The 25,523-nt window shown below is 69.3% G+C and carries 36 protein-coding genes; 27 read left to right on the plus strand and 9 right to left on the minus strand.

What is annotated here, in order from left to right; genetic code table 11:
* The gene (locus ACFYU9_RS12755) at positions 1–846 is read left to right on the plus strand and encodes a hypothetical protein (RefSeq protein ID WP_389344539.1); all 846 of its coding nucleotides are present in this window, start codon (positions 1–3) and stop codon (positions 844–846) included.
* Between the two features lie 51 nt (positions 847–897).
* Here ACFYU9_RS12755 and ACFYU9_RS12760 read toward each other — a convergent pair whose 3' ends face one another.
* The 4 genes from ACFYU9_RS12760 to ACFYU9_RS12775 all read right to left on the minus strand — a co-directional run bounded on the left by ACFYU9_RS12760 (position 898) and on the right by ACFYU9_RS12775 (position 2,859).
* Positions 898–1,161: a hypothetical protein gene (locus ACFYU9_RS12760; protein WP_389204810.1), complete on the minus strand. Its 264-nt coding sequence runs from the start codon at positions 1,159–1,161 to the stop codon at positions 898–900.
* Between the two features lie 149 nt (positions 1,162–1,310).
* Positions 1,311–1,601, minus strand: a complete 291-nt coding sequence (locus tag ACFYU9_RS12765; RefSeq protein WP_389204809.1) for a hypothetical protein — start codon at positions 1,599–1,601, stop codon at positions 1,311–1,313.
* A 103-nt stretch (positions 1,602–1,704) separates the two neighbouring features.
* Entirely contained in the window at positions 1,705–2,316 is a 612-nt protein-coding gene (locus ACFYU9_RS12770; protein ID WP_389204808.1) for a phage tail protein, read from the minus strand.
* A 132-nt stretch (positions 2,317–2,448) separates the two neighbouring features.
* Positions 2,449–2,859, minus strand: a complete 411-nt coding sequence (locus tag ACFYU9_RS12775) for a hypothetical protein (protein WP_389204807.1) — start codon at positions 2,857–2,859, stop codon at positions 2,449–2,451.
* A gap of 309 nt (positions 2,860–3,168) precedes the next feature.
* Between ACFYU9_RS12775 and ACFYU9_RS12780 the strand changes: the two genes are divergently transcribed.
* Complete coding sequence (locus ACFYU9_RS12780; protein WP_389344541.1) at positions 3,169–4,011, plus strand: hypothetical protein; 843 nt, start codon at positions 3,169–3,171, stop codon at positions 4,009–4,011.
* A gap of 63 nt (positions 4,012–4,074) precedes the next feature.
* Here ACFYU9_RS12780 and ACFYU9_RS12785 read toward each other — a convergent pair whose 3' ends face one another.
* From ACFYU9_RS12785 to ACFYU9_RS12795, 3 genes are read right to left on the minus strand one after another with little or no spacing between them, the layout of a single operon-like run.
* Positions 4,075–4,284: a hypothetical protein gene (locus ACFYU9_RS12785; protein WP_389204805.1), complete on the minus strand. Its 210-nt coding sequence runs from the start codon at positions 4,282–4,284 to the stop codon at positions 4,075–4,077.
* Positions 4,278–5,252, minus strand: coding sequence for a hypothetical protein (locus ACFYU9_RS12790; protein ID WP_389344543.1), 975 nt, complete (start codon positions 5,250–5,252; stop codon positions 4,278–4,280). Before ACFYU9_RS12790 ends, ACFYU9_RS12785 begins: the two co-directional genes overlap by 7 nt.
* Positions 5,245–5,595, minus strand: coding sequence for a WhiB family transcriptional regulator (locus ACFYU9_RS12795; RefSeq protein ID WP_389344545.1), 351 nt, complete (start codon positions 5,593–5,595; stop codon positions 5,245–5,247). The genes ACFYU9_RS12790 and ACFYU9_RS12795 overlap by 8 nt, the downstream gene beginning before the upstream one ends.
* A gap of 254 nt (positions 5,596–5,849) precedes the next feature.
* Here ACFYU9_RS12795 and ACFYU9_RS12800 point away from each other — a divergent pair, with 254 nt between their 5' ends.
* The 6 genes from ACFYU9_RS12800 to ACFYU9_RS12825 all read left to right on the plus strand — a co-directional run bounded on the left by ACFYU9_RS12800 (position 5,850) and on the right by ACFYU9_RS12825 (position 12,468).
* Positions 5,850–6,308, plus strand: a complete 459-nt coding sequence (locus ACFYU9_RS12800) for a helix-turn-helix domain-containing protein (RefSeq protein ID WP_389204803.1) — start codon at positions 5,850–5,852, stop codon at positions 6,306–6,308.
* 423 nt (positions 6,309–6,731) lie between these two features.
* Complete coding sequence (gene rpsL, locus ACFYU9_RS12805; protein WP_003948652.1) at positions 6,732–7,103, plus strand: 30S ribosomal protein S12; 372 nt, start codon at positions 6,732–6,734, stop codon at positions 7,101–7,103.
* Between the two features lie 2 nt (positions 7,104–7,105).
* Positions 7,106–7,576, plus strand: a complete 471-nt coding sequence (rpsG, locus tag ACFYU9_RS12810) for a 30S ribosomal protein S7 (protein WP_389204802.1) — start codon at positions 7,106–7,108, stop codon at positions 7,574–7,576.
* A 39-nt stretch (positions 7,577–7,615) separates the two neighbouring features.
* On the plus strand, positions 7,616–9,742 hold the full coding sequence (gene fusA / locus ACFYU9_RS12815; RefSeq protein WP_389204801.1) for an elongation factor G: 2,127 nt from the start codon (positions 7,616–7,618) through the stop codon (positions 9,740–9,742).
* 160 nt (positions 9,743–9,902) lie between these two features.
* Positions 9,903–11,096 carry an elongation factor Tu gene (tuf, locus tag ACFYU9_RS12820; protein WP_389204800.1) on the plus strand — a complete coding sequence of 398 codons (1,194 nt, stop codon included), beginning with the start codon at positions 9,903–9,905 and terminating at the stop codon, positions 11,094–11,096.
* A gap of 115 nt (positions 11,097–11,211) precedes the next feature.
* Entirely contained in the window at positions 11,212–12,468 is a 1,257-nt protein-coding gene (locus ACFYU9_RS12825) for a peptidoglycan recognition protein (protein WP_389344547.1), read from the plus strand.
* A 24-nt stretch (positions 12,469–12,492) separates the two neighbouring features.
* Here the strand turns inward: ACFYU9_RS12825 and ACFYU9_RS12830 are convergent, their stop codons facing one another.
* Positions 12,493–14,499 carry a PIG-L family deacetylase gene (locus ACFYU9_RS12830; protein ID WP_389344762.1) on the minus strand — a complete coding sequence of 669 codons (2,007 nt, stop codon included), beginning with the start codon at positions 14,497–14,499 and terminating at the stop codon, positions 12,493–12,495.
* A 91-nt stretch (positions 14,500–14,590) separates the two neighbouring features.
* Positions 14,591–15,367, minus strand: a complete 777-nt coding sequence (locus tag ACFYU9_RS12835) for an RNA repair domain-containing protein (protein ID WP_389204798.1) — start codon at positions 15,365–15,367, stop codon at positions 14,591–14,593.
* Between the two features lie 132 nt (positions 15,368–15,499).
* On the opposite strand from ACFYU9_RS12835, the gene ACFYU9_RS12840 reads away from it, so the two are divergent.
* The 19 genes from ACFYU9_RS12840 to rplR all read left to right on the plus strand — a co-directional run bounded on the left by ACFYU9_RS12840 (position 15,500) and on the right by rplR (position 25,481).
* Complete coding sequence (locus ACFYU9_RS12840; RefSeq protein WP_389344549.1) at positions 15,500–16,693, plus strand: hypothetical protein; 1,194 nt, start codon at positions 15,500–15,502, stop codon at positions 16,691–16,693.
* Between the two features lie 423 nt (positions 16,694–17,116).
* Positions 17,117–17,425 carry a 30S ribosomal protein S10 gene (rpsJ, locus tag ACFYU9_RS12845; RefSeq protein WP_003948644.1) on the plus strand — a complete coding sequence of 103 codons (309 nt, stop codon included), beginning with the start codon at positions 17,117–17,119 and terminating at the stop codon, positions 17,423–17,425.
* Positions 17,426–17,438: 13 nt separating this feature from the next.
* A complete protein-coding gene (gene rplC, locus ACFYU9_RS12850; RefSeq protein ID WP_189948240.1) occupies positions 17,439–18,083 on the plus strand; it encodes a 50S ribosomal protein L3 in 645 nt (214 codons plus the stop codon).
* 4 nt (positions 18,084–18,087) lie between these two features.
* Positions 18,088–18,738, plus strand: a complete 651-nt coding sequence (gene rplD, locus ACFYU9_RS12855; RefSeq protein ID WP_389344551.1) for a 50S ribosomal protein L4 — start codon at positions 18,088–18,090, stop codon at positions 18,736–18,738.
* Entirely contained in the window at positions 18,738–19,055 is a 318-nt protein-coding gene (rplW, locus tag ACFYU9_RS12860) for a 50S ribosomal protein L23 (RefSeq protein WP_282694359.1), read from the plus strand. The genes rplD and rplW overlap by 1 nt, the downstream gene beginning before the upstream one ends.
* 39 nt (positions 19,056–19,094) lie before the next feature.
* Positions 19,095–19,931 carry a 50S ribosomal protein L2 gene (rplB, locus tag ACFYU9_RS12865; RefSeq protein ID WP_282694360.1) on the plus strand — a complete coding sequence of 279 codons (837 nt, stop codon included), beginning with the start codon at positions 19,095–19,097 and terminating at the stop codon, positions 19,929–19,931.
* A 12-nt stretch (positions 19,932–19,943) separates the two neighbouring features.
* On the plus strand, positions 19,944–20,225 hold the full coding sequence (rpsS, locus tag ACFYU9_RS12870; protein ID WP_389204795.1) for a 30S ribosomal protein S19: 282 nt from the start codon (positions 19,944–19,946) through the stop codon (positions 20,223–20,225).
* A gap of 44 nt (positions 20,226–20,269) precedes the next feature.
* Positions 20,270–20,617: a 50S ribosomal protein L22 gene (gene rplV, locus ACFYU9_RS12875; RefSeq protein ID WP_030359020.1), complete on the plus strand. Its 348-nt coding sequence runs from the start codon at positions 20,270–20,272 to the stop codon at positions 20,615–20,617.
* Positions 20,617–21,450 (plus strand): 30S ribosomal protein S3, encoded by an 834-nt coding sequence (rpsC, locus tag ACFYU9_RS12880; RefSeq protein WP_365337568.1) that lies wholly within the window; start codon positions 20,617–20,619, stop codon positions 21,448–21,450. Before rplV ends, rpsC begins: the two co-directional genes overlap by 1 nt.
* Before the next feature lie 5 nt (positions 21,451–21,455).
* The gene (gene rplP / locus ACFYU9_RS12885) at positions 21,456–21,875 is read left to right on the plus strand and encodes a 50S ribosomal protein L16 (protein ID WP_030494257.1); all 420 of its coding nucleotides are present in this window, start codon (positions 21,456–21,458) and stop codon (positions 21,873–21,875) included.
* The gene (gene rpmC / locus ACFYU9_RS12890) at positions 21,875–22,099 is read left to right on the plus strand and encodes a 50S ribosomal protein L29 (protein WP_265864047.1); all 225 of its coding nucleotides are present in this window, start codon (positions 21,875–21,877) and stop codon (positions 22,097–22,099) included. The genes rplP and rpmC overlap by 1 nt, the downstream gene beginning before the upstream one ends.
* Positions 22,099–22,380, plus strand: coding sequence for a 30S ribosomal protein S17 (gene rpsQ, locus ACFYU9_RS12895; RefSeq protein WP_386863973.1), 282 nt, complete (start codon positions 22,099–22,101; stop codon positions 22,378–22,380). Before rpmC ends, rpsQ begins: the two co-directional genes overlap by 1 nt.
* A gap of 104 nt (positions 22,381–22,484) precedes the next feature.
* Complete coding sequence (gene rplN / locus ACFYU9_RS12900; RefSeq protein ID WP_003956455.1) at positions 22,485–22,853, plus strand: 50S ribosomal protein L14; 369 nt, start codon at positions 22,485–22,487, stop codon at positions 22,851–22,853.
* Positions 22,854–22,855: 2 nt separating this feature from the next.
* Positions 22,856–23,167: a 50S ribosomal protein L24 gene (gene rplX / locus ACFYU9_RS12905; RefSeq protein WP_030494259.1), complete on the plus strand. Its 312-nt coding sequence runs from the start codon at positions 22,856–22,858 to the stop codon at positions 23,165–23,167.
* A complete protein-coding gene (gene rplE / locus ACFYU9_RS12910) occupies positions 23,164–23,721 on the plus strand; it encodes a 50S ribosomal protein L5 (RefSeq protein ID WP_265864084.1) in 558 nt (185 codons plus the stop codon). Before rplX ends, rplE begins: the two co-directional genes overlap by 4 nt.
* A gap of 5 nt (positions 23,722–23,726) precedes the next feature.
* A complete protein-coding gene (locus tag ACFYU9_RS12915) occupies positions 23,727–23,912 on the plus strand; it encodes a type Z 30S ribosomal protein S14 (protein WP_003956452.1) in 186 nt (61 codons plus the stop codon).
* Between the two features lie 223 nt (positions 23,913–24,135).
* A complete protein-coding gene (rpsH, locus tag ACFYU9_RS12920) occupies positions 24,136–24,534 on the plus strand; it encodes a 30S ribosomal protein S8 (protein ID WP_041130779.1) in 399 nt (132 codons plus the stop codon).
* A 20-nt stretch (positions 24,535–24,554) separates the two neighbouring features.
* Positions 24,555–25,094, plus strand: coding sequence for a 50S ribosomal protein L6 (rplF, locus tag ACFYU9_RS12925; RefSeq protein WP_389204794.1), 540 nt, complete (start codon positions 24,555–24,557; stop codon positions 25,092–25,094).
* A 3-nt stretch (positions 25,095–25,097) separates the two neighbouring features.
* Positions 25,098–25,481 carry a 50S ribosomal protein L18 gene (gene rplR / locus ACFYU9_RS12930; protein ID WP_030759358.1) on the plus strand — a complete coding sequence of 128 codons (384 nt, stop codon included), beginning with the start codon at positions 25,098–25,100 and terminating at the stop codon, positions 25,479–25,481.
* The last annotated feature ends 42 nt before the right edge of the window (positions 25,482–25,523 follow it).

The raw sequence follows: 25,523 nt of genomic DNA on the forward strand, positions 1-25,523 counted from the left end.
ATGGATACGGAGCCGGGCGCTAGCCGGCGGGAGCGGGTCATCGACTGGCTCGAAGCCCATCCGGACCTGCCCCACCTCTTCGCCCGCCTCAGCGAGCTCGTCCACGTCGCCGGGTACGCCCCGGAGGACCTGGTCGTCGTGCCCCGCGCCGAGGTGGACCGCCGCGAGACCGCCGCGTTCACGGCGGGCTGGGCCGAGGCCGTCTCGGACGAACTCCCGCGCATCCGCCGCGAGTACGAGAAGCGGGTCGCCGACGCGTACGCCCAGGGCCAGGGCGACGCCCGTGGTATACGAAGACCGCCGCGGCGCACCGACACCGACCAGGGCGACGGCGCCCGGGTCATCGCGCTGCCCTTCGCCCGGCTGCTCGAACCGCCGGCCGTGGTGGTCGAGGCCGAGGAGCGCGTCCGCCGCGAGCGCGAGCTGTTCGAGCAGCGCGCCGAGCCCGACCTCGTACCGGCGCCCGCTCCCGCTCCGCCGCCCCCGCCGCCGCCCGCGCCCGCGCCCGCGCGCGTAGCGCAAGCCGCGCCCGAACCCGTGCCCGAGCCCGTATCCGATCCCGCTCCGGAGCCGGACGTCCTGGTGACGGCTCAGGAGAGCCGTGCGCGCAGGACCGCCCAGCCGGTGCGGAAGGTGGTACGAGGCAAGGGCGGGCGGCCGATCGTGCCGCCGCTCAACAGCCTCCCCGCACAGACGGGAACGGCCGCCGACCGGCGGGACACGGACTCGGTGGACCAGGGCGGACGCGGTGGCCGGACGCGGCGGCTCTCCGACCGGGCCAGGGCCCTGGAGGAGGAGCTGATCGCCGAGCGAGCACAGGAAGCGCCCCCGGAGCCCGCTCCCTGAGAACAGGGAACGGGCGCCGAGGGCCGTGGGGGATGGCACCGAAGGGCGGCGTCAGCCGAAGAAGCGGGCGAGGGCGCTGGGAGAGACCACCTCGTCGGCGGTCTCCTCCGGGAGGTCCTCGTCCGGATCGTCCTCGTCCTCGTCCATGACGCGCGGACGCGGAACGGGCTGCGGGGGCTCGGGCTGGTCGTCGTCCTCGCCGGTGTTGACACAGGCGAACATCCAGTTGGCGACCGCCAGATGGTCCACGGTGGCCGCGAGCAGATGGTCCGTGACCGTCCACTCGGCCGCCTCTCCGTGCAGCTCCCGCTGCACGGAGCTGTCCGTCGGCAGGTGCTGGATCAGTACCGAGAGGCGCCGGCTGGACAGCTCACCGCGGTACCAGTCGAGCAGATCGGTGCTGAAGTAGCGGAGCAGGTCCGCTTCAAGGGCCTCGGCGTGTTCGTCGACGAACTCGACGAGGCTCAGTCTTCCCCCAGGCCGAGCCCGGTCTCCTTGCCGTACGCCTCCAGGATGGCGGCGATGTCCTGCATGGTGATGTCGTGCTGCTCGAAGCTGGCGAACTGCTTCTCACCCATGAGGAGTTCGAGCAGCCCGTCCACGTCGTTGTCGTCGAGCTTGCGCAGGGCCTTCGCCGTCGCGCGGGAGAGCTCGGTGGGGAGGGTGTAGGACTCGCCGTCCAGTTCGAAGCTCCAGCTGCGGCCGGAAGCCTCCATGCGCTGGGCGCGAGCGGCGTTGACGTCGAAACGGGCCATGGTTGCGTACTCCTGTGTCCGAGTGAGTGAAGAGAGGAGAGGGGTGGGGCGGGGCGGTGTTCACCGCCCCGCCCCGGGTGGGGATGGCTCAGCCGTCCGTGGATCAGACGGTGGGGGAGTACTGGGCGTCCTTCATGATGAAGGTGGCCAGCGGCTTGCCGTCGCCCTTCGACATGGCCGAGAAGGTCACGCCCAGCGTGGACGCGGCCTTGCGGGCCAGCTTGATGTCGTCGGTCGCGGTGACCTGACCGTTCGGGATGATGAAGCGGTACTTGACCACGGTCGTGCCACCGGCCTTGACGTCGGTGAACTCCAGGCCGAGGGCGCGCACGTCCACGAACGGACGCTCGGCGATCTCGTAGCGGTAGGTGTCGACCGCCGGAGCCGCGTCCTGCTTGACGGAGTCGCCGCCCATGAAGAACGGCAGCGTGTCCTCGTTGAACTGCAGCATCGAGAACTTCAGCGACAGGTCACGGGCCGAGTAGATGTAGTGGACCGGGGAGACCGACTGCCACGAGTCGACGGCCTCCAGCTTGTCCTTCTTCGAGAAGGTGACGCCGTCGCCGGTGGTGAAACCGAGGTCCTTCCAGCCCGCGCCGGTCCAGTCGGCGGCGGAGTCGGCACCGAAGGAGGACGGCGCGGCGTTGCCGGCGGTGGCGACGTAGAGCTTGCCCTGTCCGGCGACGCGGATCTCGGCGGCGTTGTTTCCAGCCATGGTGGGGTTTCTCCTTGATGAGAGGGGTGAGGGCACCGCCCCGGGCCGTCAGGACCCGGGTACGGCAAAGGCCCCGCCGGACGGCGAGGCCTGGTCTGTGGGGCGCGCCCCCGTCAGAGGGCGGCGGGACCGTTACGGAGCGACGGTCAGGGAGAGCTGGATCAGGCAGAGGTAGCGGTTGGCGCCCCGGTAGAGGTAGTCGGGCGTCCAGCGCGGCCCGTCCATCTCCTCCACGTCCTGGACGAGGTTGTTGCCGATCTGCTTGCCGAGCGTCATGAGCAGGGACTTGCGGGCGGCGTTGGCGAGGATGTGGGCTGCGGGCTTGTTCGGGGCGTAGACCTCGAACTCGATCAGCGGCTTGTCCAGGTGCAGGTCGCCGATCCAGGCGCCGCCGCGGCGGTTGACGAGGACCGCGGTCTGCGTCCCGTCGAAGCCGGTCGGGGCCTGGGCGGCGATCGTGGCGCCGGCCAGCGCCGGGTCGGCCTTGAGGACGTCGACGACCAGCTTCTCGACGTCCGGGAACGCACTCGGGGGAGTGGTCATGACGGTTCTCCTCAGGGATAGGGGGAGATGAGGCGGGTGGTGCGGGGGGCCGCCCGGGGCGCTCGACGCGGGGAAGGGGCGGGGGCGCGGAGCGCTCCCGGACGGCGAACGGCGGAGACTGCGGCCCGTCTCGCGGGCACAGCTCCGCCGCTGCACCAACTGTGACAGAGAGCGTGCGCGCACGCAACTAGTTCGGTGACCAGTTCCCTCGAAACGTGCACACGCGTCCTCCAGGCGCCTCTGACCTGGGGTTTTGCGCATGAGGTGGTCGGGATAGGTTGAGCCTCCCCGATCCGGAGGAGCCTCCCCATGCCGCCCGTGACCCCCCGCCCCCGTCTCCTCTACGTCACCGACCTCGCCTACCCGGCCCGCGGCCGGCGCTACTGCGACGAGGACATCGACCTCACCGCCCGGCTGCGCGCCGAGTTCGACCTCGCCCTGTGCCACCCGCGCGACGCCGCCGCCCTCATGGCCGGCTTCGACGCCGTCGTCGTCCGCAACAGCGGCCCCGTCCTGCACTACCAGGACGCCTACGACGCCTTCCGGGCCCGGGCCGCGGCCACCGGCATCCGCGTCTACAACCCGCTGCACGGGCGCGGCGACATGGCCGGCAAGCAGTACCTGCTCGACCTCACCACCGCCGGACTCCCCGTCATCCCCACCGTCGACCGCGCCGCCGACCTCGACCGGCTCCCCGCCGCCGCGGCCTACGCGGTCAAGCCGAAGGCCGGCGCCGACTCCATAGGACTGCGCTTCCTCCCGTACGGGGAACTCGCCGGACTCGACTACGCCGAGGGCGCCGGGATCCTCGTCCAGCCGCGGATCGACTTCCGCTACGAGGTGTCGTTCTACTTCGTCGACGACCGCTTCCAGTACGCCCTCCACGCCCCCGACCCGGAGCGCCGCTGGGTCCTGGAGCCGTACCAGCCCACCCAGGACGACCTGCGCTTCGCCCGCCGCTTCGTCGACTGGAACACCCTCGACCACGGCATCCAGCGCGTCGACGCCTGCCGAGCGCCCGGCGGTGAGCTGCTGCTCGTGGAGCTGGAGGACCTCAACCCGTACCTGTCCCTCGACTGCGTACCGGAGGAGACGAAGGAGCGGTTCGTCACCGCCATGACGGAGTCGCTGCACGCCTTCCTCAAGGCGTGACGGCATGACGAAGGGCCCCTGTCCCGGGTGGGACAGGGGCCCTTCGTCTCCTCCGTACACGGCTCAGGCGGTACGAGGCCGCCGCCGCGCCAGGCGCTCCGCCGCGAACACGTCCTCCAGGCGGAACAGCTGCGCCCGGCCGGCCTTCCCCGCGGCCCGCAGGTGGCCCAGCTGGACCCACTTGCGGATGGTCGCCGGGGCCACCCCCGCCTCCTCGGCGGCGAGCGGGCCCGGGATCAGGGCCGGCAGGGAAAGCGCGGTCGAGCTCAGCATGAGGTCTCCTTCGTGTCGTCCATCGCCGCTTCGATCTCCTCCGTACGCGCCCCGGACGCGTCCGCGAGCTCCGCCCACTCCGCCTCCGGCCACAAGTGCCGGTACGCCGGGTCGTCCTGGCAGCCGCAGGCCGCGTCCGTGCACACGCACGCCGGGTTCACGCACAGCACCGCCCGGCGGTCCGGGAAGGCCCGCAGCGACACCGAGTCGCACCAGGGGCAGCGCCCCGCCACCCGGACCACCGTCTCCGCGTCGCCGAGCGTCCGCGCGCAGCGGCGCGCCATCCGGCGGACCTCGTCGCGCACGTGGCGGGCGAGCACGGGGTGCGCGGCGATCGCGTCGAGCAGCCCGACGATCCGGCGCAGCCGCTCCACGACGCCGGCCCGGCGCGGCCGGGGCAGCCCGAGGCGGGCGCACACGGCCTCCTCCAGCTCGACCACGCCGTCGGTGATGTCGCGGATGGCGTCGGAGATGTGCAGCCGGATCGGCGCGGCCCCGTGTCCGGGGACGGACAGGCCGTGCCGCTGCTCCAGGAGCAGCGCCTCGCGCCGCTCGGCGCGGATCAGCTCGTCGCGCCCCGGGTGCGGCGCGGTCGGCGCGGTCCCGGCGGGGGCCTTGCGGCCGGGCGCGAGCTCCTCGGCGAGCTCGGGGAACTGCCGGACGAGCGAGGCGGCCCAGAGCACGATGTCCCGCACGACCCGCTCGTCGGCCGTCCGCCGCGCGGCCGGGTCCCCGGCGGTGCCGTCCTGGGCGATGCCGTCCTGGGTGGTGGCGTCCTGGGTGGTGTCGTCCTGGGGGATGGCGTTGCGGGTGATGCCGTCCTGGGTGGTGGCGTCCGGGATGGTGCCGTCCTGGGCGATGCCGTCCTGGGGGATGCCGTCCTGGTTGGTGGCGTCCCGGGTGCTGTCGTCCTGGGTGCTGTCGTCCTGGGTGATGTCGTCCTGGGTGATGTCGCCGTCCTCAGCCACGGCCGCCTCCCGCCACGCTCGCGAGCGGCAGCCGGTCGCCGGCCTCGTCCAGGGCCGCGGCGAACTCCGCCGCCTGCGCCTCGTCGGGTGCCGCGGACGACTGGCCGCGGCGCCTGCGGGGCTTCACCGGGCGGCCGTTGCGCCACAGGCGGCCCGCGCAGACGCCGTCGAACCAGCTCTCGGCGGGGGCGACGGTCGTCTCGCACTCGCGGCTGACCGGGCAGACGGCGCAGGCCCGCAGGGCCGGGGCCGCCTCCTTGCCGCGACGGGAGAAGACGACGGTCGGGTCGAGGCCGGCGCACGCGGCGGCGGCCTGCCAGGGGGAGGAGTCGGGCTGGAGCAAGGGGTTCTCCACGTTCCGGGGCCCCGTTGCCCCTGGGGCCAGTGGGGCCTGTGGGACTCGTGAGGCCGACGAGTGCGGCGGCGAGCAACATAGACATGTTGCGTGCGAGCTCGCAACTACCTTCGTGTCGACCCCTGCCCGACCCCTTCACCGATTCGACACGATTGCGTGCTCGAAAGCACGTAATTCCGTGCGCGCAAGCACGCTAAAGTAAGGGGCCCGAAGGGTGGGGGAATAAACAGGGAGCGGTACAGATGAGCACTCAAGGGCTCGACGAGTTCGCGGCATGGGTCGAGGGCCTGATGCGCGCGCGCGGATACGACATCGACAGCCCCCGCGGCGGGGGCAAGTCGCGGATCGCGGACGAGGCGGGCGTGCACCGCGCGGCCGTGACGCGGCTGCTGCAGCGGCAGAGCATGCCCGACCTGGAGACCATGCGCAGGATCGCCCCGCTTCTCGGGGTGTCCGTCCGCGACATGCTGATCCGGTCGGGGCGGGTGACCCCGGAAGAGCTTCCGGTCGCCGCCGACCTGCTGCCGCCGAGCGACTGGCAGCCGACCATGGAGGACTTCGCGCGCTGGCTCGGGGTCCCCGACGAGCGGCTCGACGTCTTCGTCAAGGTGGTCCACCAGTTCCTGGAGCCCGAGCCGGCCGACGCCGGTGACGCCCGGGCCGCGGGCGCCGCCGAGGCGCGCCGCGCCGCCCAGGACTGACCCGCGGTCCCGGACCTCCCGTTCGGGACCGTGCGCCGGCACCGGACCCGCACCCCTTCGCGTACCCTTCCCGCACACCGCTCCGCATCTCGTCCCGTCCCCGCCGTGGCCCCCGGAACAACCCCCGGAATCGCCCCGGCTCCGCGCCGGACCGGCTTCTCCCCTGTCGCCCGGACCGTCGTGCGCGTGGGCATTTGTTTTGACCGGAGTGCATGCGATAGGTACGCTCATGCCTTGTGCCTGGGGTGTGCCCGGAGCCGTGTGCGTGTCCTCAACCGCACGTGGGTCTCCGAGACCGGCCACCGCGATCAGCGCCCCTTTCCGCCCTCGGCGGAGGTCCGCGCTATCCGACACACCCGACCGCGTGGGTCGGCGATGTTCCAGGTTAGTTTTACCGAACGGCACACAGAAACCGGAGAAGTAGTGCCTACGATCCAGCAGCTGGTCCGTAAGGGCCGGCAGGACAAGGTCGAGAAGAACAAGACGCCCGCACTTGAGGGTTCTCCTCAGCGCCGCGGCGTCTGCACGCGTGTGTTCACGACCACCCCGAAGAAGCCGAACTCGGCCCTCCGTAAGGTCGCGCGTGTGCGTCTGACCTCGGGCATCGAGGTCACGGCCTACATTCCGGGTGAGGGACACAACCTGCAGGAGCACTCCATCGTGCTCGTGCGTGGTGGCCGTGTGAAGGACCTGCCGGGTGTTCGTTACAAGATCATCCGCGGTTCGCTTGACACCCAGGGTGTCAAGAACCGCAAGCAGGCTCGCAGCCGCTACGGCGCCAAGAAGGAGAAGTAAGAATGCCTCGTAAGGGCCCCGCCCCGAAGCGCCCGGTCATCATCGACCCGGTCTACGGTTCTCCTCTTGTCACGTCGCTGATCAACAAGATCCTGCTGGACGGCAAGCGCTCCACCGCCGAGCGCATCGTCTACGGCGCCATGGAGGGCCTCCGCGAGAAGACCGGTGCTGACCCGGTCGTCACGCTGAAGCGCGCGCTCGAGAACGTCAAGCCGTCCCTCGAGGTCAAGTCCCGCCGTGTCGGTGGCGCCACCTACCAGGTGCCGATCGAGGTCAAGCCGGGTCGCGCGTCCACGCTGGCGCTGCGCTGGCTGGTCGGTTACTCCCGCGCCCGTCGCGAGAAGACCATGACCGAGCGCCTCATGAACGAGCTCCTCGACGCCTCGAACGGCCTCGGTGCTTCGGTCAAGAAGCGCGAGGACACGCACAAGATGGCCGAGTCCAACAAGGCCTTCGCGCACTACCGCTGGTAGTCGCAACCCACATCGAGACCGAGAGAAGACTGAAGCCTTATGGCTACCACTTCGCTTGACCTGGCCAAGGTGCGCAACATCGGCATCATGGCCCACATCGACGCGGGCAAGACGACCACCACCGAGCGGATCCTGTTCTACACCGGCGTCTCTTACAAGATCGGTGAAGTCCACGACGGCGCTGCCACGATGGACTGGATGGAGCAGGAGCAGGAGCGCGGCATCACGATCACGTCCGCCGCGACGACCTGCCACTGGCCGCTCGAGGACGTCGATCACACGATCAACATCATCGACACGCCGGGTCACGTCGACTTCACCGTCGAGGTGGAGCGTTCGCTGCGCGTGCTCGACGGTGCTGTGACGGTGTTCGACGGCGTGGCCGGCGTCGAGCCGCAGTCCGAGACCGTTTGGCGTCAGGCGGACCGCTACGGCGTTCCGCGTATCTGCTTCGTCAACAAGCTCGACCGCACCGGTGCCGACTTCTTCCGCTGTGTCGACATGATCGTGAGCCGCCTCGGCGCCACTCCGATCGTCATGCAGCTCCCGATCGGTGCCGAGGCCGACTTCGAGGGCGTCATCGACCTCGTCAAGATGAAGGCCCTCGTCTGGTCCGCCGAGGCGACCAAGGGCGAGATGTACGACGTCGTCGACATCCCGGCCGACAAGCAGGAGCTCGCCGAGGAGTACCGCGGCAAGCTCGTCGAGGCCGTCGCCGAGAACGACGAGGAGCTCATGGAGCTCTTCCTCGAGGGCGTCGAGCCCACCGAGGAGCAGCTCTACACCGCGATCCGTCGCATCACCATTGCCTCCGGCAAGGGCGGCGACACCACGGTCACCCCGGTGTTCTGTGGCACCGCGTTCAAGAACAAGGGCGTTCAGCCCCTGCTCGACGCGGTCGTGCGCTACCTCCCCTCCCCCCTGGACGTCGAGGCCATCGAGGGCCACGACGTCAAGGACGCGGAGCTGGTCGTCAAGCGCAAGCCGTCCGACGACGAGCCGCTGTCGGCCCTCGCGTTCAAGATCGCGAGCGACCCGCACCTCGGCAAGCTCACCTTCGTCCGGATCTACTCCGGTCGCCTGGAGGCCGGCACCGCGGTGCTGAACTCCGTCAAGGGCAAGAAGGAGCGCATCGGCAAGATCTACCGCATGCACGCGAACAAGCGTGAGGAGATCGACTCGGTGGGCGCCGGCGACATCGTCGCCGTCATGGGCCTCAAGCAGACCACCACCGGTGAGACGCTGTGCGACGAGAAGAACCCGGTCATCCTGGAGTCCATGGACTTCCCGGCGCCGGTCATTCAGGTCGCCATCGAGCCCAAGTCCAAGGGTGACCAGGAGAAGCTGGGTGTCGCCATCCAGCGTCTCGCGGAGGAGGACCCCTCCTTCCAGGTCCACTCGGACGAGGAGACCGGCCAGACCATCATCGGTGGTATGGGCGAGCTTCACCTCGACATCCTCGTCGACCGCATGCGTCGCGAGTTCAAGGTCGAGGCGAACGTCGGCAAGCCGCAGGTCGCGTACCGCGAGACGATCCGCAAGGCCGTCGAGCGCGTGGACTACACCCACAAGAAGCAGACCGGTGGTACCGGTCAGTTCGCCAAGGTGCAGATCGCGATCGAGCCCATCGAGGGCGGCGACGCCTCGTACGAGTTCGTGAACAAGGTCACCGGTGGCCGCATCCCGAAGGAGTACATCCCTTCGGTCGACGCCGGTGCGCAGGAGGCCATGCAGTTCGGCATCCTGGCCGGCTACGAGATGACTGGCGTCCGCGTCATCCTTCTCGACGGTGCCTACCACGAGGTCGACTCCTCCGAGCTCGCGTTCAAGATCGCCGGTTCGCAGGCCTTCAAGGAGGCCGCGCGCAAGGCTTCCCCCGTGCTCCTTGAGCCGATGATGGCCGTCGAGGTCACCACGCCCGAGGACTACATGGGCGAGGTCATCGGCGACATCAACTCCCGCCGTGGCCAGATCCAGGCCATGGAGGAGCGTCACGGTGCCCGCATCGTGAAGGGCCTCGTGCCCCTGTCGGAGATGTTCGGCTACGTCGGCGACCTCCGCAGCAAGACCTCGGGTCGCGCAAGCTACTCGATGCAGTTCGACTCCTACGCCGAGGTTCCGCGGAACGTCGCCGAGGAGATCATCGCGAAGGCCAAGGGCGAGTAACGCACCGCGTTTAACGCACCGCGTTCACACGCTTTAGGCTTGACACCGACCTCCGGGGTCGGACCCGACAAGGGAACGACCCCGGTGGACGGCACCCCAGCAAAGATCACCTGGCGCCGATGAACCAAGGCGTACAGAACCACTCCACAGGAGGACCCCAGTGGCGAAGGCGAAGTTCGAGCGGACTAAGCCGCACGTCAACATCGGCACCATCGGTCACATCGACCACGGTAAGACGACCCTCACGGCCGCCATTACCAAGGTGCTGCACGACGCGTACCCGGACCTGAACGAGGCCTCGGCCTTCGACCAGATCGACAAGGCTCCCGAGGAGCGCCAGCGCGGTATCACGATCTCGATCGCGCACGTCGAGTACCAGACCGAGTCGCGTCACTACGCCCACGTCGACTGCCCGGGTCACGCGGACTACATCAAGAACATGATCACCGGTGCCGCGCAGATGGACGGCGCCATCCTCGTGGTCGCCGCCACCGACGGCCCGATGCCGCAGACCAAGGAGCACGTGCTCCTGGCCCGCCAGGTCGGCGTTCCGTACATCGTCGTCGCCCTGAACAAGGCCGACATGGTGGACGACGAGGAGATCCTGGAGCTCGTCGAGCTCGAGGTCCGTGAGCTCCTCACCGAGTATGAGTTCCCGGGCGACGACCTGCCGGTCGTCCGCGTCTCGGCGCTCAAGGCGCTCGAGGGCGACAAGGAGTGGGGCGAGAAGCTTCTCGGCCTCATGCACGCCGTCGACGAGTCCATCCCGCAGCCCGAGCGTGACGTCGACAAGCCGTTCCTGATGCCGATCGAGGACGTCTTCACGATCACCGGTCGTGGCACCGTCGTCACCGGTCGTATCGAGCGTGGTGTCCTCAAGGTCAACGAGACCGTCGACATCATCGGCATCAAGACCGAGAAGACCACCACCACGGTCACCGGCATCGAGATGTTCCGCAAGCTGCTCGACGAGGGCCAGGCCGGTGAGAACGTCGGTCTGCTCCTCCGTGGCATCAAGCGCGAGGACGTCGAGCGCGGCCAGGTCATCATCAAGCCCGGTTCGGTCACGCCGCACACCGAGTTCGAGGCCCAGGCCTACATCCTGTCGAAGGACGAGGGTGGCCGTCACACCCCGTTCTTCAACAACTACCGCCCGCAGTTCTACTTCCGTACCACGGACGTGACCGGCGTCGTGACCCTCCCCGAGGGCACCGAGATGGTCATGCCGGGCGACAACACCGCCATGTCGGTCGCGCTGATCCAGCCGATCGCCATGGAGGAGGGCCTCAAGTTCGCCATCCGTGAGGGTGGTCGTACCGTCGGCGCCGGCCAGGTCGTCAAGATCACGAAGTAAGGTTCCTCGCGAACGTTACGGTCTGACCTGGTAGCTCGTTGAGCTGCTGCGAGGGCCCCGTACCACTTCGGTGGTACGGGGCCCTCCGCGTTTTCCCGGTATGGAATGGAGATGGGTGCGCCGTACGGCGCTGGGGACGGCCCTCGGGGTCGCGGCGGTGCTCGGGGTCCAGGCGGCCGCCAGCGGGGCCGGCGACCGCGCTGGACACGACGGACCGCGCCGGCTCGCGCTGACCGAACTGGGTGGCGGCGAGGCCGTGCTGACCCGGCGCACGACCGAGCCGTTCGAGCTGCTGGGGGTGAGCTGGACCGATCCGCACGCGGAGATCCACGGCCGGATCGAGGTGCGCACCCGGGACGCCGACGACGGCGAGTGGTCCGACTGGATCGCGCTCGCACCGCATCCGGCGGACCTGGACGGCGCGCGCCCGGGCGCGCCCGGCTCCACCGAGCCGGTCTGGGTCGGCGCCTCGGACGGCGCGGAGGTGCGGATCAGCGACGGGGGCGGTGACGGGGGCGGAGACCGTGACGGGGGCGGGAACGGCGAGGGCGACGGAGGCGGGGGCGGCGGTGTGCCGGGCCGGCTCCCCGCGGGGCTCGTGCTGGACCTGATCGACGCGGGCGGACGGCCGGTCGGTGCGGACGCCGCCGGACGGCCGGGTGGCGCGGACGCCGAGCCGGCCGTCTTCACCGCCGCCCTGCCGGGACGCTCCGACGGCCCGCCGTCCAGCGCCCCGCGCCCGGAGATCGTCTCCCGGGCCGAGTGGGGCGGCGAGGAGATCGAGGAGAAGACCCCGGAGCCCGCGCAGTACCTGCCGGGCGGCCGGATCAAGGCCGTGTTCGTGCACCACACGGCCGGCGCGGACTACCGGTGCGCGGACTCGGCGAGCATCGTGCGGAGCATCCTCGACTACCACGTGGACGTCGAGAAGTGGCGCGACATCGGCTACAACTTCCTCGTCGACAAGTGCGGCACGGTCTTCGAGGGCCGCAAGGGCGGCATCGACCAGCCGGTCCTCGGCGCCCACACCTACGGCTGGAACGCCGAGTCGACGAGCGTCGCCTTCATCGGCGACTTCACCGCCCAGGCGGCGCCGGAGCCGGCGCTCGCGGCGGCGGCGCGGGTGATCGCGTACAAGCTCGGGCAGTACGGGGTCGACCCGCGCGGCCGGGTCCGGCTGACGGCCGGCGCGACGCAGAAGAACTACTTCGGCGAGGCGTTCACCTACGGGCAGGTCTACGAGTTCGACGCCGTCTCCGGCCACCGCAGCGGCTTCGCCACCGAGTGCCCGGGCGACAGCCTGTACCCGCAGCTGCCCGGGCTCCGCGACCGCGCGGCGGGCGGCGGGGGAGTGCTCGGCCTCCTCAACTGACCGCGGTACAGAGCGGGTTGGGTCTTATCGCGGGCGCCACGCCCACGGCCGCGCGTCCGCCCCGAGCCCGACCACCGTCCCGGCGCCGTACAGGGCCGGATCGCCGGTCGGGACCACTCCCTGCGCCCGCACGAGGAGCCGGCGGGCGCGGTGCAGCTGGATCCGGCCGTGCACGTCACGGCCGAGCAGCACCGGATCGGGGCCGGGGCCGGGCGCGGCGGTGAGGTCGCCGTAACCGTCGAAGGCCGGCGCGCCACCCGTGGTGGCGCGCACCCGGCCCTCGGCGGGGGCCCGGTAGAAGACCTGGACGCCGTCCGGGCCCGCCGCCGGGACCGCGGCGACCGGATCGCCCGCGAGCGGCAGCGGGACCGCGAGCCGGCCGTCCACCCAGTGCCGTACGGCCGTCCGGCCCGCCGCCAGCAGGTGCACCCGGCCGTGCGTGTCGACCAGGGCCGTCAGACCGTCCTGGATCTCGTCCTTGCCGGAGTCGGCGGGCAGCGCCCGCCACGGGCCCCAGCCGCCGTCGGCGGCCCGCACGCGGGTGGAGACGCCCTTGTCGGCGTTCCGCACGAAGAGGTGGACCGTGCCGTCCGGGGCGGCGACCGCCACAGGAGAACCGATTCGGCGCCCCCGGTCGTCGCCGCGCTCCGGGTTGCCGAGGCCCCGCCAGGCCAGGAACGGCCCGCCGGGGGAGCGCTGCTCGAGGAGGACCAGCTCGCGCCGGTTGGCGCCGCCGCGCCCTTCGAGCGCGGCGAAGCGCACGCCGAAGAGCAGCAGCCGCCCGTCGCCGAGCACCGCCGAGCCCAGCGCGGGCACCAGCGGCCCGCCGCCCAGGTCCTCGGGCTCGCCCCACACCCCGGAGTGCGGCGCGCTCTCCCGCCAGCGCACCGCCCGCAGGCCGAGCACCCCGTACGCGGCGAGCCGGCCGCCCGGCTCCTCGGCGAGCCGCGGGCGGGCGCCGGGCCAGCGGTGGTGGGTGGCGCGCACCCAGCCCTTGCGGTTGGTCATCGGACGGTTCCCGCCCTGCCCGTAGTCGCCGCAGCCGCCGGGATTGCCGCAGTCCCAGGACGGGTCGCCGCCGTACGGGACGAGGTGCGCGGCCTTCTCCTTCAGCACCTGCGGCGGCAGGTTCTTGGGCCAGTGCCGGTTGTAGTAACCGCGGAAGCCGGTCGTGGTGAACGCCGGCACCGGCCCGCCGTCCGCCGTGGCGTCGGCGACCCAGCGCAGCAGCGCCGCCCAGGTGAAGCAGGCGACGGCGGTGTGGTCGCCGTGGTCGGAGTAGCCGGGCTGCTCGCTGTTGCGGTTGGCGGAGGCGACGTCGCCGGTCTGGATGTCCGGATCCGGGTCGAGGGTGTGCACGACGGTCGGCCGGTACGTGGCCAGGAGCCCGGCCAGGACCTCGACGAGCTGCTCGTGGTCGTAGGTGTCGGCGCGGGTGACGGGCGAGCCGGTGGAGAACTGGGTGCGCAGCTCCAGGGCCCGGTCCTCCCACAGCGCGGGCACGGCCATGTAGCGGCGCGGGGTGTGCATGGGCAGGTTGAGGAAGATCAGCTCGACCCGGCGCCCGTCGTGCTCCAGGACGTCGTGCTCGGCGCGCCGCCCGCCGGTGAGCGTGATGACCCGCCGGTCCCAGGCCGTGAACTTGTCGAGGCCCAGCGCCTCCGCGTACGCCTGCCGCAGGCCCTGGTGGCGCGCGGAGGAGTAGGCGGCCTTGTCGGGCTCGGCCTGCGGCATGCCCGGCAGCCCGTTCTTGCCGATGTGCTCGCCCGCCGTCACGTACACCGACACCAGCGGCACCCCGGCGTCGAGCAGCCGCTGGCTGTCCGGGTTCATGAAGTACAGGTCGTCGTCCGGGTGCGCGGCGAACTGCATGAGCAGCGCCCGCCGGCCCGTCGCGATCGGCCGGCCCGGCGCGGGATCCGCCGACCGGGTGGTCCGCGGCGGCTGGGGTACGGAACATCCGGCGACGGCCGCGACCGCCGCGGCGGCGAAGGCCGTCGCCGCTCCCGCGAGCACGCTGCGCCGCGCCACTGATCTGCTGTCCACCGGTCGTGTGTCCCTCGTGTGCGTGTTCCGTGCCGAGCCCGTGCGCCCGGCTAGACGGATTTTCGAGGGCGCGGGTTCAACCCAGCGGCACGGTGGCGCGCACCTTCATGGGTTCGTCACCCCGCCGGGCGAGCACCACCAGCTCCTCGACGCGCACGGAGGCGGTGCCGAGCAGCTCCGCGCACTCGGCGGCGAGCACGGCGGGCGTACGGGAGCGGCCGAGCGACAGGTGCGGGGTGAAGGCCCGCTCGTCCACGCAGAGCGGGAAGCGCTCCTCCAGGGCCTCCCGCAGCCGCAGCCAGGGCCCGACGCCCGCGGCGGCCGGGTCGAGCCACACGGTGGCGTCCGTGCGGTGCCGGAACCAGCGCACGCCGTGGAGCCGGGCGCGGAACGGCTCCACGGTTCGCAGCGCGGCCGCGACCAGCGGGATCGCCTGCAGGAACGCGGACTCGGGCACGAACCCGTAGACGACGTTGACGTGCGGCGGCCAGCGGCGGATCTGCCGGTCGTGCACCCGCCGGATGTCCTGGATCGCCGGCCACAGCCAGTCCGGCGGCAGCCAGGCCACGGCCGTCCGGTACGTCGGCGCCGCCGCCAGCACGTCGGTGTGCACCCGTCCCGCCGCCGACTCGTCGAGCCGGTCCAGATGCGCCGCCCGGTCCCAGACGACCTCCCCGTCCGCCTCGAAGAACACCACCCGGTGCCAGGGGATCTCGCCGCCGGGCACGAAGTCGACCAGATCGACACGGGCCGGCGCGTCGGTGCCGCGCTCGGCGATCCCCATGACGAAGCGCTCGGCGTCGAGGCGCGGATCCCAGAGCACCCGGTGGTAGACCTCGTCGCTGGTGCGCATACTCCGCCTCTGCCCGGATTCGACCGGTCACGAACTGATCAAGAGGCTCTGACCTGGGTTTTCCGCCCGTCCGGCGGTGTGAGAGCGTCCGCTTCGCACGATGCGGCAGGCAAGCCAGGGGTGGGACACAAGATGAGCGACAAGCCGTCGGACCAGCCGTCGGTCTCCGACGAGGACTGGGCCGCGTTCGTCGAGAACGCGCGCGAGCAGGGCCTCGGCACCGAGGAGCAGTCGAAGGCGCTGCGCAAGGTCAGGCCGAAGAAGGCCCCGAAGGCCCCGAAGGCCCCGAAGGCTCCGAAGGCTCCGAAGAGGCAGGAGCCGGCGGGCTGGCGCACCGGCCCGGCCTGGCAGGAGATGAACGGCCGGGCCGCGCGCAGGCGGAAGGTCAAGGGCGTGGTGGGCATCGCCCTGGCGGCCGCTCTCGCGCTCGTCGCCGTACGCCCGCAGCTGTTCACCGGTCTGCTGCCGGACGACGTCACCTCGGCCCTGCCGTCCAGCTGGAGCGACCGTCCCGAGGACACCACCCCGCTCGCCGCCGAGACCGCCGCCCCGACGTCCGCGCCCGACGACGTCGACCCGGACCGCCCGACCCTGAAGGAGCCCTTCAGGGGCTCTCCGGCCGTGCGGTGGGCGGATGGGGCGGCGGGCATCGAGCCGCCGGCGGCGAAGGCGACGGGCTGGATGTCGAAGAAGCAGGTCGAGGACGCTCTGAAGCGCTCCAAGGACTTCCTGGTCGCGTCGAACCTGGACCCGGCGGTGCTGAAGGGCGGCAAGCCGAGCGCGGCGCTGAGGCTGATCGATCCGAAGTTCGGGAACCTCCGGTCCGAGGTGGAGCAGGCGCTGGCCCGGCCCACCGAGGAGCACGACCCGACGATCGTCTTCAGCCGGTTCGACCCGGCCGAGGCGCGGGTCGTGGGCTCCGTGGTGAAGATCCGGGGGCGGATGAGCGTGGAGAAGGGCACGGGCAAGGACAGCGGACAGGTGCTCGTCCACACCGACTACACCTTCGTCTACCCGGTCGTGAAGGCGCGGCCGGGCGCCGACGCGGTGGAGCGGTCGATCGTCCGCCGTGTGCTCACGTTCTCGTTCGTCGACCCGGCCAGGTTCCGGGCCACCCCGGGCAAGCTGGGCGTGAGCGACTGGGACGCGCAGTTCGGCAACAACGACTGCGCACATCCGGGGAACGGTTTCCTCCGGCCCACCTTCGACGAGGACCGTGCCGCCCTGCCGCAGCCGAGCCGGTCGGGCGCGGCGGTCGACCCGTACGACCGGAGCAAGACCCTCGGCGAGCTGCCGCGCGGTTGCGGCACCGTCACGCGCAGCTGAGTCGCGCCGGGCGCACCGTGCCCCTGTGTGTACCTGAGCGTGACGTGGGGTACAGTCTTCGCCCCGATTGGCGGCCACCAGGCCTGGTATGGCAGACTAGCGGGGTTGCTCGGTTGAGTGCCGATGCTGCGCGCCTCCCGCCGGGAGGACCGGAAGCGAGTCCCACAGTACTCGTCGCCCCTTCTCAGGAGCGGACGTACGGGAATCTTCCGGGAAGTGTCAGCGGGGTACCGACCAGGCGCCCGGTGGGTGTTCCACCCCCGGCTCCGCGGGTTTTTCAGGGCCCGCACCCCCTTGGTTGGGAAATCCTTCGGGAGTTCTTCGTAGAGGGAGTGCGACACGCCCGACCGCGTGGGTCGGAGGAGGAGTCGGCAGATCCCCTGGGTTCCAGAGCGTTTCTAGACAAAGGACTACTGAGTAGCCATGGCGGGACAGAAGATCCGCATCCGGCTCAAGGCCTACGACCACGAGGTCATCGACTCCTCGGCGAAGAAGATCGTCGAGACGGTGACCCGCACTGGTGCGTCGGTCGCGGGCCCGGTGCCGCTGCCCACTGAGAAGAACGTGTACTGCGTCATCAAGTCGCCGCACAAGTACAAGGACTCGCGCGAGCACTTCGAGATGCGCACGCACAAGCGCCTCATCGACATCCTCGACCCCACGCCGAAGACGGTTGACTCGCTCATGCGCCTCGACCTGCCGGCTGGTGTCGACATCGAGATCAAGCTCTGAGGTGACGCGCGAGATGGCTAAGAACATCAAGGGCATCCTGGGCGAGAAGCTCGGCATGACGCAGGTCTGGGACGAGAACAACCGGGTCGTCCCGGTGACCGTCGTCAAGGCCGGCCCGAATGTCGTGACCCAGGTGCGTACGAACGACGTCGACGGTTACGAGTCGGTCCAGATCGCCTTCGGCGAGATCGACCCGCGCAAGGTGAACAAGCCCCTCAAGGGCCACTTCGCCAAGGCCGACGTCACCCCGCGCCGTCACCTCGTCGAGATCCGTACCGCTGACGCCAGCGAGTACACCCTCGGCCAGGAGATCACCGCCGAGGTCTTCGAGGCGGGCATCAAGGTCGACGTCACCGGCAAGAGCAAGGGCAAGGGCTTCGCCGGTGTCATGAAGCGCCACAACTTCCGTGGTGGCAAGGCTTCCCACGGTGCCCACCGCGTGCACCGCAAGCCGGGTTCGATCGGTGGCTGCGCCACCCCGGGCCGCGTCTTCAAGGGCATGCGCATGGCCGGCCGCATGGGCAACGAGCGCGTGACCACCCAGAACCTGACCGTTCACGCCGTTGACGCGGAGAAGGGCCTGCTGCTCATCAAGGGCGCGGTTCCTGGTCCGAACGGCGGCCTCGTCCTGGTCCGCACCGCGGCCAAGGGGGCCTGAGGATATGAGCACCATTGACATTCTGTCGCCCTCCGGCGACAAGACCGGGACCGTCGAGCTCCCGGCCGAGATCTTCGACGCCAAGATCAGCATCCCGCTGATCCACCAGGTCGTCGTCGCGCAGCTGGCCGCCGCCCGTCAGGGCACGCACAAGGTCAAGACGCGTGGCGAGGTCCGTGGTGGTGGCAAGAAGCCGTACCGCCAGAAGGGCACCGGCCGCGCCCGCCAGGGTTCGACCCGCGCCCCGCAGTTCGCCGGTGGTGGCGTCGTGCACGGTCCCGTGCCGCGTGACTACTCGCAGCGGACCCCGAAGAAGATGAAGGCCGCCGCCCTGCGCGGTGCCCTCTCCGACCGGGCGAACCACTCCCGCATCCACGTCGTCTCCGGCGTGGTCGAGGGTGGCGTTTCCACCAAGGCCGCCAAGACGCTGTTCGGCAAGATCTCGGAGCGCAAGAACCTGCTCCTGATCGCCGAGCGCACCGACGAGGCCGCGTGGCTGTCCGCCCGCAACCTGCCCCAGGTGCACATCCTGGAGCCGGGCCAGCTGAACACGTACGACGTGATGCGCTCTGACGACGTGGTCTTCACCCAGGCCGCGTTCGAGTCCTTCGTGTCTGGCCCCAAGGCCGATGACAACGAGGGGAACGAAGCCTGATGGCCGAGATCACCAGCAAGACCTTCACGGACCCGCGCGACATCCTCGTCAAGCCGGTTGTCTCCGAGAAGAGCTACGCGCTGCTCGACGAGAACAAGTACACGTTCATCGTCGCGCCCACCGCCAACAAGACCCAGATCAAGCAGGCCGTCGAGGCGGTCTTCTCGGTCAAGGTCGCCGGGGTCAACACGATCAACCGCCAGGGCAAGCGCAAGCGCACCCGCACCGGTTTCGGCAAGCGCGCCAACACCAAGCGCGCCATCGTGACCCTTGCTGAGGGCAACCGAATCGACATCTTCGGCGGCCCGACCGCCTAACGGCGGTCGAGTCGTCCGATATCGGACGAGGACTGAGAAATGGGTATCCGCAAGTACAAGCCGACTACGCCGGGCCGTCGTGGCGCCAGCGTCGCCGACTTCGTCGAGATCACGCGGTCCACGCCGGAGAAGTCGCTGGTCCGCCCGCTGCACAGCAAGGGTGGCCGTAACAACACCGGTCGTGTGACCGTCCGTCACCAGGGTGGTGGCCACAAGCGCGCCTACCGTGTGATCGACTTCCGTCGTCACGACAAGGACGGCGTGCCGGCCAAGGTCGCTCACATCGAGTACGACCCCAACCGCACCGCGCGCATCGCGCTGCTCCACTACGCGGACGGCGAGAAGCGCTACATCATCGCCCCGCGTGGTCTGTCGCAGGGTGACCGGGTCGAGAACGGCCCCACGGCCGACATCAAGCCCGGCAACAACCTGGCCCTCCGCAACATCCCGGTCGGTACCACGATCCACGCGATCGAGCTCCGTCCCGGCGGTGGCGCCAAGTTCGCCCGCTCCGCAGGTGCCTCCGTGCAGCTGCTCGCGAAGGAGGGCACCATGGCCCACCTCCGCATGCCTTCCGGCGAGATCCGCCTGGTCGACGCCCGCTGCCGCGCCACCATCGGTGAGGTCGGCAACGCCGAGCAGTCGAACATCAACTGGGGTAAGGCCGGCCGCAAGCGCTGGCTCGGCGTTCGCCCGACCGTCCGCGGTGTGGCGATGAACCCGGTTGACCACCCGCACGGTGGTGGTGAGGGCAAGACCTCCGGTGGTCGCCACCCGGTCTCCCCGTGGGGTCAGAAGGAGGGTCGTACTCGTTCGCCGAAGAAGGCTTCGAACAAGTACATCGTCCGCCGCCGCAAGACGAACAAGAAGCGCTAGGAGCGGGTTTAGATGCCGCGCAGTCTCAAGAAGGGGCCCTTCGTCGACGACCACCTCGTAAAGAAGGTGGACGCCCAGAACGAAGCCGGCACCAAGAACGTCATCAAGACCTGGTCCCGTCGCTCGATGATCATCCCCAGCATGCTGGGTCACACCATCGCGGTGCACAACGGCAAGACCCACGTCCCGGTGTTCGTCACCGAGTCGATGGTCGGCCACAAGCTCGGCGAGTTCTCGCCGACGCGCACCTTCCGGGGTCACGTCAAGGAAGACCGGAAGTCGAAGCGCCGCTAGTAGCGGATCGCATTCAGACACGTAAGTAACTGAGAGGGACAACCATGGAAGCCAGGGCCCAGGCGCGGTACATCCGCGTTACGCCCATGAAGGCCCGCCGCGTGGTGGACCTTATCCGTGGCATGGATGCCACGGAGGCTCAGGCTGTTCTGCGATTCGCTCCGCAGGCAGCCTCCGTGCCGGTCGGCAAGGTGCTCGACAGCGCCATTGCCAACGCCGCGCACAACTACGACCACACGGACGCTTCTTCGCTGTTCATCAGCGAGGCGTTCGTCGACGAGGGTCCGACCCTGAAGCGGTTCCGTCCGCGTGCCCAGGGCCGTGCCTACCGGATCCGCAAGCGGACCAGCCACATCACCGTGGTCGTCAGCAGCAAGGAAGGAACCCGGTAATGGGCCAGAAGGTTAACCCGCATGGGTTCCGGCTCGGCATCACCACGGACTTCAAGTCCCGCTGGTACGCCGACAAGCTGTACAAGGACTACGTCAAGGAAGACGTCGCCATCCGCCGGATGCTGACGTCCGGCATGGAGCGCGCCGGCATCTCGAAGGTTGAGATCGAGCGCACCCGCGACCGCGTCCGCGTTGACATCCACACCGCTCGCCCGGGCATTGTCATCGGTCGCCGTGGCGCCGAGGCCGACAAGATCCGTGGCCAGCTGGAGAAGCTGACCGGCAAGCAGGTTCAGCTGAACATCCTCGAGGTCAAGAACCCCGAGGTCGACGCTCAGCTGGTGGCCCAGGCCGTCGCCGAGCAGCTGTCCTCCCGCGTCTCCTTCCGTCGGGCCATGCGCAAGAGCATGCAGTCCGCCATGAAGGCCGGCGCCAAGGGCATCAAGATCCAGTGTGGTGGCCGTCTCGGCGGCGCCGAGATGTCCCGCTCGGAGTTCTACCGCGAGGGTCGTGTGCCGCTGCACACGCTGCGCGCGAACGTCGAGTACGGCTTCTTCGAGGCCAAGACCACCTTCGGCCGCATCGGCGTGAAGGTCTGGATCTACAAGGGCGACGTCAAGAACATCGCCGAGGTCCGCGCCGAGAACGCTGCTGCCCGTGCGGGCAACCGCCCGGCCCGTGGCGGCGCTGACCGTCCGGCCGGCCGCGGTGGCCGCGGTGGCGAGCGTGGCGGTCGCGGTCGCAAGCCGCAGCAGGCTCAGGCTGCCGAGGCCCCCAAGGCCGACGCTCCCGCCGCCGCTCCGGCTGCTGAGAGCACCGGAACGGAGGCCTGACCGAAATGCTGATCCCCCGTAGGGTCAAGCACCGCAAGCAGCACCACCCGAAGCGCAACGGTATGTCCAAGGGTGGCACGCAGGTTGCGTTCGGCGAGTACGGCATTCAGGCCCTCACCCCGGCCTACGTGACCAACCGCCAGATCGAGGCCGCGCGTATCGCGATGACCCGCCACATCAAGCGTGGCGGCAAGGTCTGGATCAACATTTACCCGGACCGCCCGCTCACGAAGAAGCCTGCCGAGACCCGCATGGGTTCCGGTAAGGGTTCGCCGGAGTGGTGGATCGCGAACGTCAAGCCCGGTCGGGTGATGTTCGAGCTGTCCTACCCGAACGAGAAGATCGCGCGTGAGGCTCTGACTCGTGCGGCTCACAAGCTGCCGATGAAGTGCAAGATCGTTAAGCGCGAGGCAGGTGAGCTGTGATGTCGGCCGGTACCAAGGCGTCCGAGCTGCGCGAGCTGGGCAACGAGGAGCTTGTTGGCAAGCTCCGCGAGGCCAAGGAAGAGCTGTTCAACCTCCGCTTCCAGGCGGCGACGGGTCAGCTCGAGAACCACGGTCGGCTCAAGTCCGTCCGTAAGGACATCGCCCGGATCTACACCCTGATGCGCGAGCGCGAGCTGGGCATCGAGACGGTGGAGAACGCCTGATGAGCGAGAACAACGTGACTGAGAAGACCGAGCGCAACGCCCGCAAGGTCCGTGAGGGCCTCGTCGTCAGCGACAAGATGGACAAGACCGTCGTCGTCGCTGTCGAGGACCGCGTCAAGCACGCGCTGTACGGCAAGGTCATCCGCCGTACGAACAAGCTCAAGGCTCACGACGAGCAGAACCAGGCCGGCGTCGGCGACCGCGTCCTCCTCATGGAGACCCGGAAGCTCTCGGCGTCGAAGCACTGGCGTGTCGTCGAGATCCTCGAGAAGGCCAAGTAATCCCTCCTAGGGGGACCCCCTAGGAACAGTTCCGCCAGGCTCGGTGGGGTCCGCTAGTCACTAGCGGCCCCCGCCGGGAACCGGCAGACAATCAGGAGATAGACGTGATCCAGCAGGAGTCGCGACTTCGCGTCGCCGACAACACTGGTGCCAAGGAGATCCTTTGCATCCGTGTTCTCGGTGGTTCGGGTCGCCGCTACGCGGGCATCGGTGACGTCATCGTCGCCACCGTCAAGGACGCGATCCCCGGTGGCAACGTGAAGAAGGGTGACGTCGTCAAGGCGGTCATCGTTCGCACCGTCAAGGAGCGCCGCCGCCAGGACGGCTCGTACATCCGCTTTGACGAGAACGCCGCCGTCATTCTGAAGAACGACGGCGACCCTCGCGGCACCCGCATCTTCGGCCCGGTCGGCCGTGAGCTGCGCGAGAAGAAGTTCATGAAGATCATCTCGCTCGCGCCGGAGGTGCTGTAAGCATGAAGATCAAGAAGGGCGACCTGGTACAGGTCATCACCGGCAAGGACAAGGGCAAGCAGGGCAAGGTCATCGCGGCCATGCCGGCTGAGAACCGCGTCCTCGTCGAGGGTGTCAACCGGGTCAAGAAGCACACGAAGGCCGGCCCCAACCAGGCCGGTGGCATCGTGACGACCGAGGCTCCGGTCCACGTCTCCAACGTCCAGCTGGTCGTGGAGAAGGACGGCAAGAAGGTCGTCACGCGTGTCGGTTACCGCTTCGACGACGAGGGCAACAAGATCCGCGTTGCCAAGCGGACGGGTGAGGACATCTGATGGCTACCACCACTCCGCGTCTCAAGACGAAGTACCGCGAGGAGATCGCGGGCAAGCTGCGTGACGAGTTCAAGTACGAGAACGTCATGCAGATCCCCGGCCTCGTGAAGATCGTGGTCAACATGGGTGTCGGCGACGCCGCCCGTGACTCGAAGCTGATCGAGGGCGCGATCCGCGACCTCACCACGATCACCGGTCAGAAGCCGGCCGTCACCAAGGCCCGCAAGTCCATCGCGCAGTTCAAGCTGCGTGAGGGTCAGCCGATCGGTGCCCACGTCACGCTCCGTGGCGACCGCATGTGGGAGTTCCTGGACCGCACCCTGTCGCTCGCGCTTCCGCGCATCCGCGACTTCCGCGGCCTGTCCCCGAAGCAGTTCGACGGCCGTGGCAACTACACCTTCGGTCTCACGGAGCAGGTCATGTTCCACGAGATCGACCAGGACAAGATCGACCGCGTCCGGGGTATGGACATCACCGTGGTCACCACGGCGACCAACGACGACGAGGGCCGTGCCCTTCTGCGTCACCTCGGCTTCCCGTTCAAGGAGGCGTAAGCGAGATGGCGAAGAAGGCTCTCATCGCGAAGGCTGCCCGCAAGCCCAAGTTCGGTGTGCGTGCGTACACGCGCTGCCAGCGCTGCGGCCGCCCTCACTCCGTGTACCGCAAGTTCGGCCTCTGCCGCGTGTGCCTTCGTGAGATGGCTCACCGTGGCGAGCTGCCGGGCGTGACCAAGAGCTCCTGGTAATTCCCCTTCGCCCTCTGGGCGTTGGTGAATGACCGGAGTCTCTCGGTAAGCATTGGGCTGGCGGAGGCCCCACCCGTAATGCCGTAGGCTTGCAGGGTTGGGCGTCCGCCGCCCGTACGACTTACTACGCCGTAGGTCCACCGCACCGCACCCGCCCCGTCTCGGATCGGGGAGAGGGATGGTGCACCAGGAAACCCCGGCGAGAGAGGCCGAAGGCCAATTCATGACCATGACTGATCCGATCGCAGACATGCTCACGCGTCTGCGTAACGCGAACTCGGCGTACCACGACTCCGTGACGATGCCGCACAGCAAGATCAAGTCGCACATCGCGGAAATCCTCCAGCAGGAGGGCTTCATCACCGGCTGGAAGGTCGAGGACGCCGAGGTCGGCAAGAACCTCGTTCTCGACCTGAAGTTCGGTCCGAACCGTGAGCGCTCCATCGCGGGCATCAAGCGGATCTCGAAGCCGGGCCTCCGGGTTTACGCGAAGTCCACCAACCTGCCGAAGGTCCTCGGCGGCCTGGGCGTGGCGATCATCTCCACGTCCCACGGTCTCCTGACCGGTCAGCAGGCGCAGAAGAAGGGCGTGGGTGGGGAAGTCCTCGCCTACGTCTGGTAGTCGGGAACGGAGGAAAAGCTATGTCTCGCATTGGCAAGCTCCCCATCCCGGTTCCCGCCGGCGTGGACGTCACCATCGAGGGCCGCACGGTCACCGTCAAGGGCTCCAAGGGCTCGCTGACGCACACCGTCGCCGCTCCGATCGAGATCGTTAAGGGCGAGGACGGCGTTCTCAACGTCACCCGTCCGAACGACGAGCGTCAGAACAAGGCCCTGCACGGCCTGTCCCGCACGCTGGTGGCCAACATGATCACCGGTGTGACCGCGGGGTACACGAAGGCGCTCGAGATCAGCGGTGTCGGTTACCGCGTGGCCGCGAAGGGCTCCGCTCTGGAGTTCCAGCTCGGCTACAGCCACCCGATCCTGGTGGAGGCCCCCGAGGGCATCTCCTTCAAGGTCGAGTCGCCGACCAAGTTCTCGGTCGAGGGCATCGACAAGCAGAAGGTCGGCGAGGTCGCCGCCAACATCCGCAAGCTGCGCAAGCCCGACCCGTACAAGGCCAAGGGTGTCAAGTACGCGGGCGAGGTCATCCGCCGCAAGGTCGGAAAGGCTGGTAAGTAAGCCATGGCATACGGTGTCAAGATCGCCAAGGGCGACGCTTACAAGCGCGCTGCCAAGGCGCGCCGTCACCTGCGCATCCGCAAGAACGTGTCGGGTACGGCGGAGCGTCCGCGCCTCGTCGTGACGCGCTCGAACCGCGGCATCACCGCGCAGGTCATCGACGACCTCAAGGGTCACACCGTGGCGTCGGCGTCCCACCTGGACGCTTCGATCCGCGGTGGCGAGGGCTCCAAGTCCTCGCAGGCCCAGCAGGTCGGCGCCCTGGTCGCCGAGCGCGCCAAGGCCGCCGGTGTCGAGGCCGTCGTGTTCGACCGTGGTGGCAACAGGTACGCCGGGCGCATTGCCGCTCTGGCTGACGCCGCCCGCGAAGCCGGGCTGAAGTTCTAAGCCCCGGTTCCGGGACTAACGGACGTAACAGAGAGAGGTATT

The sequence above is a fragment of the Streptomyces sp. NPDC004327 genome, from assembly GCF_042873935.1.
Taxonomy (GTDB): Bacteria; Actinomycetota; Actinomycetes; order Streptomycetales; family Streptomycetaceae; genus Streptomyces.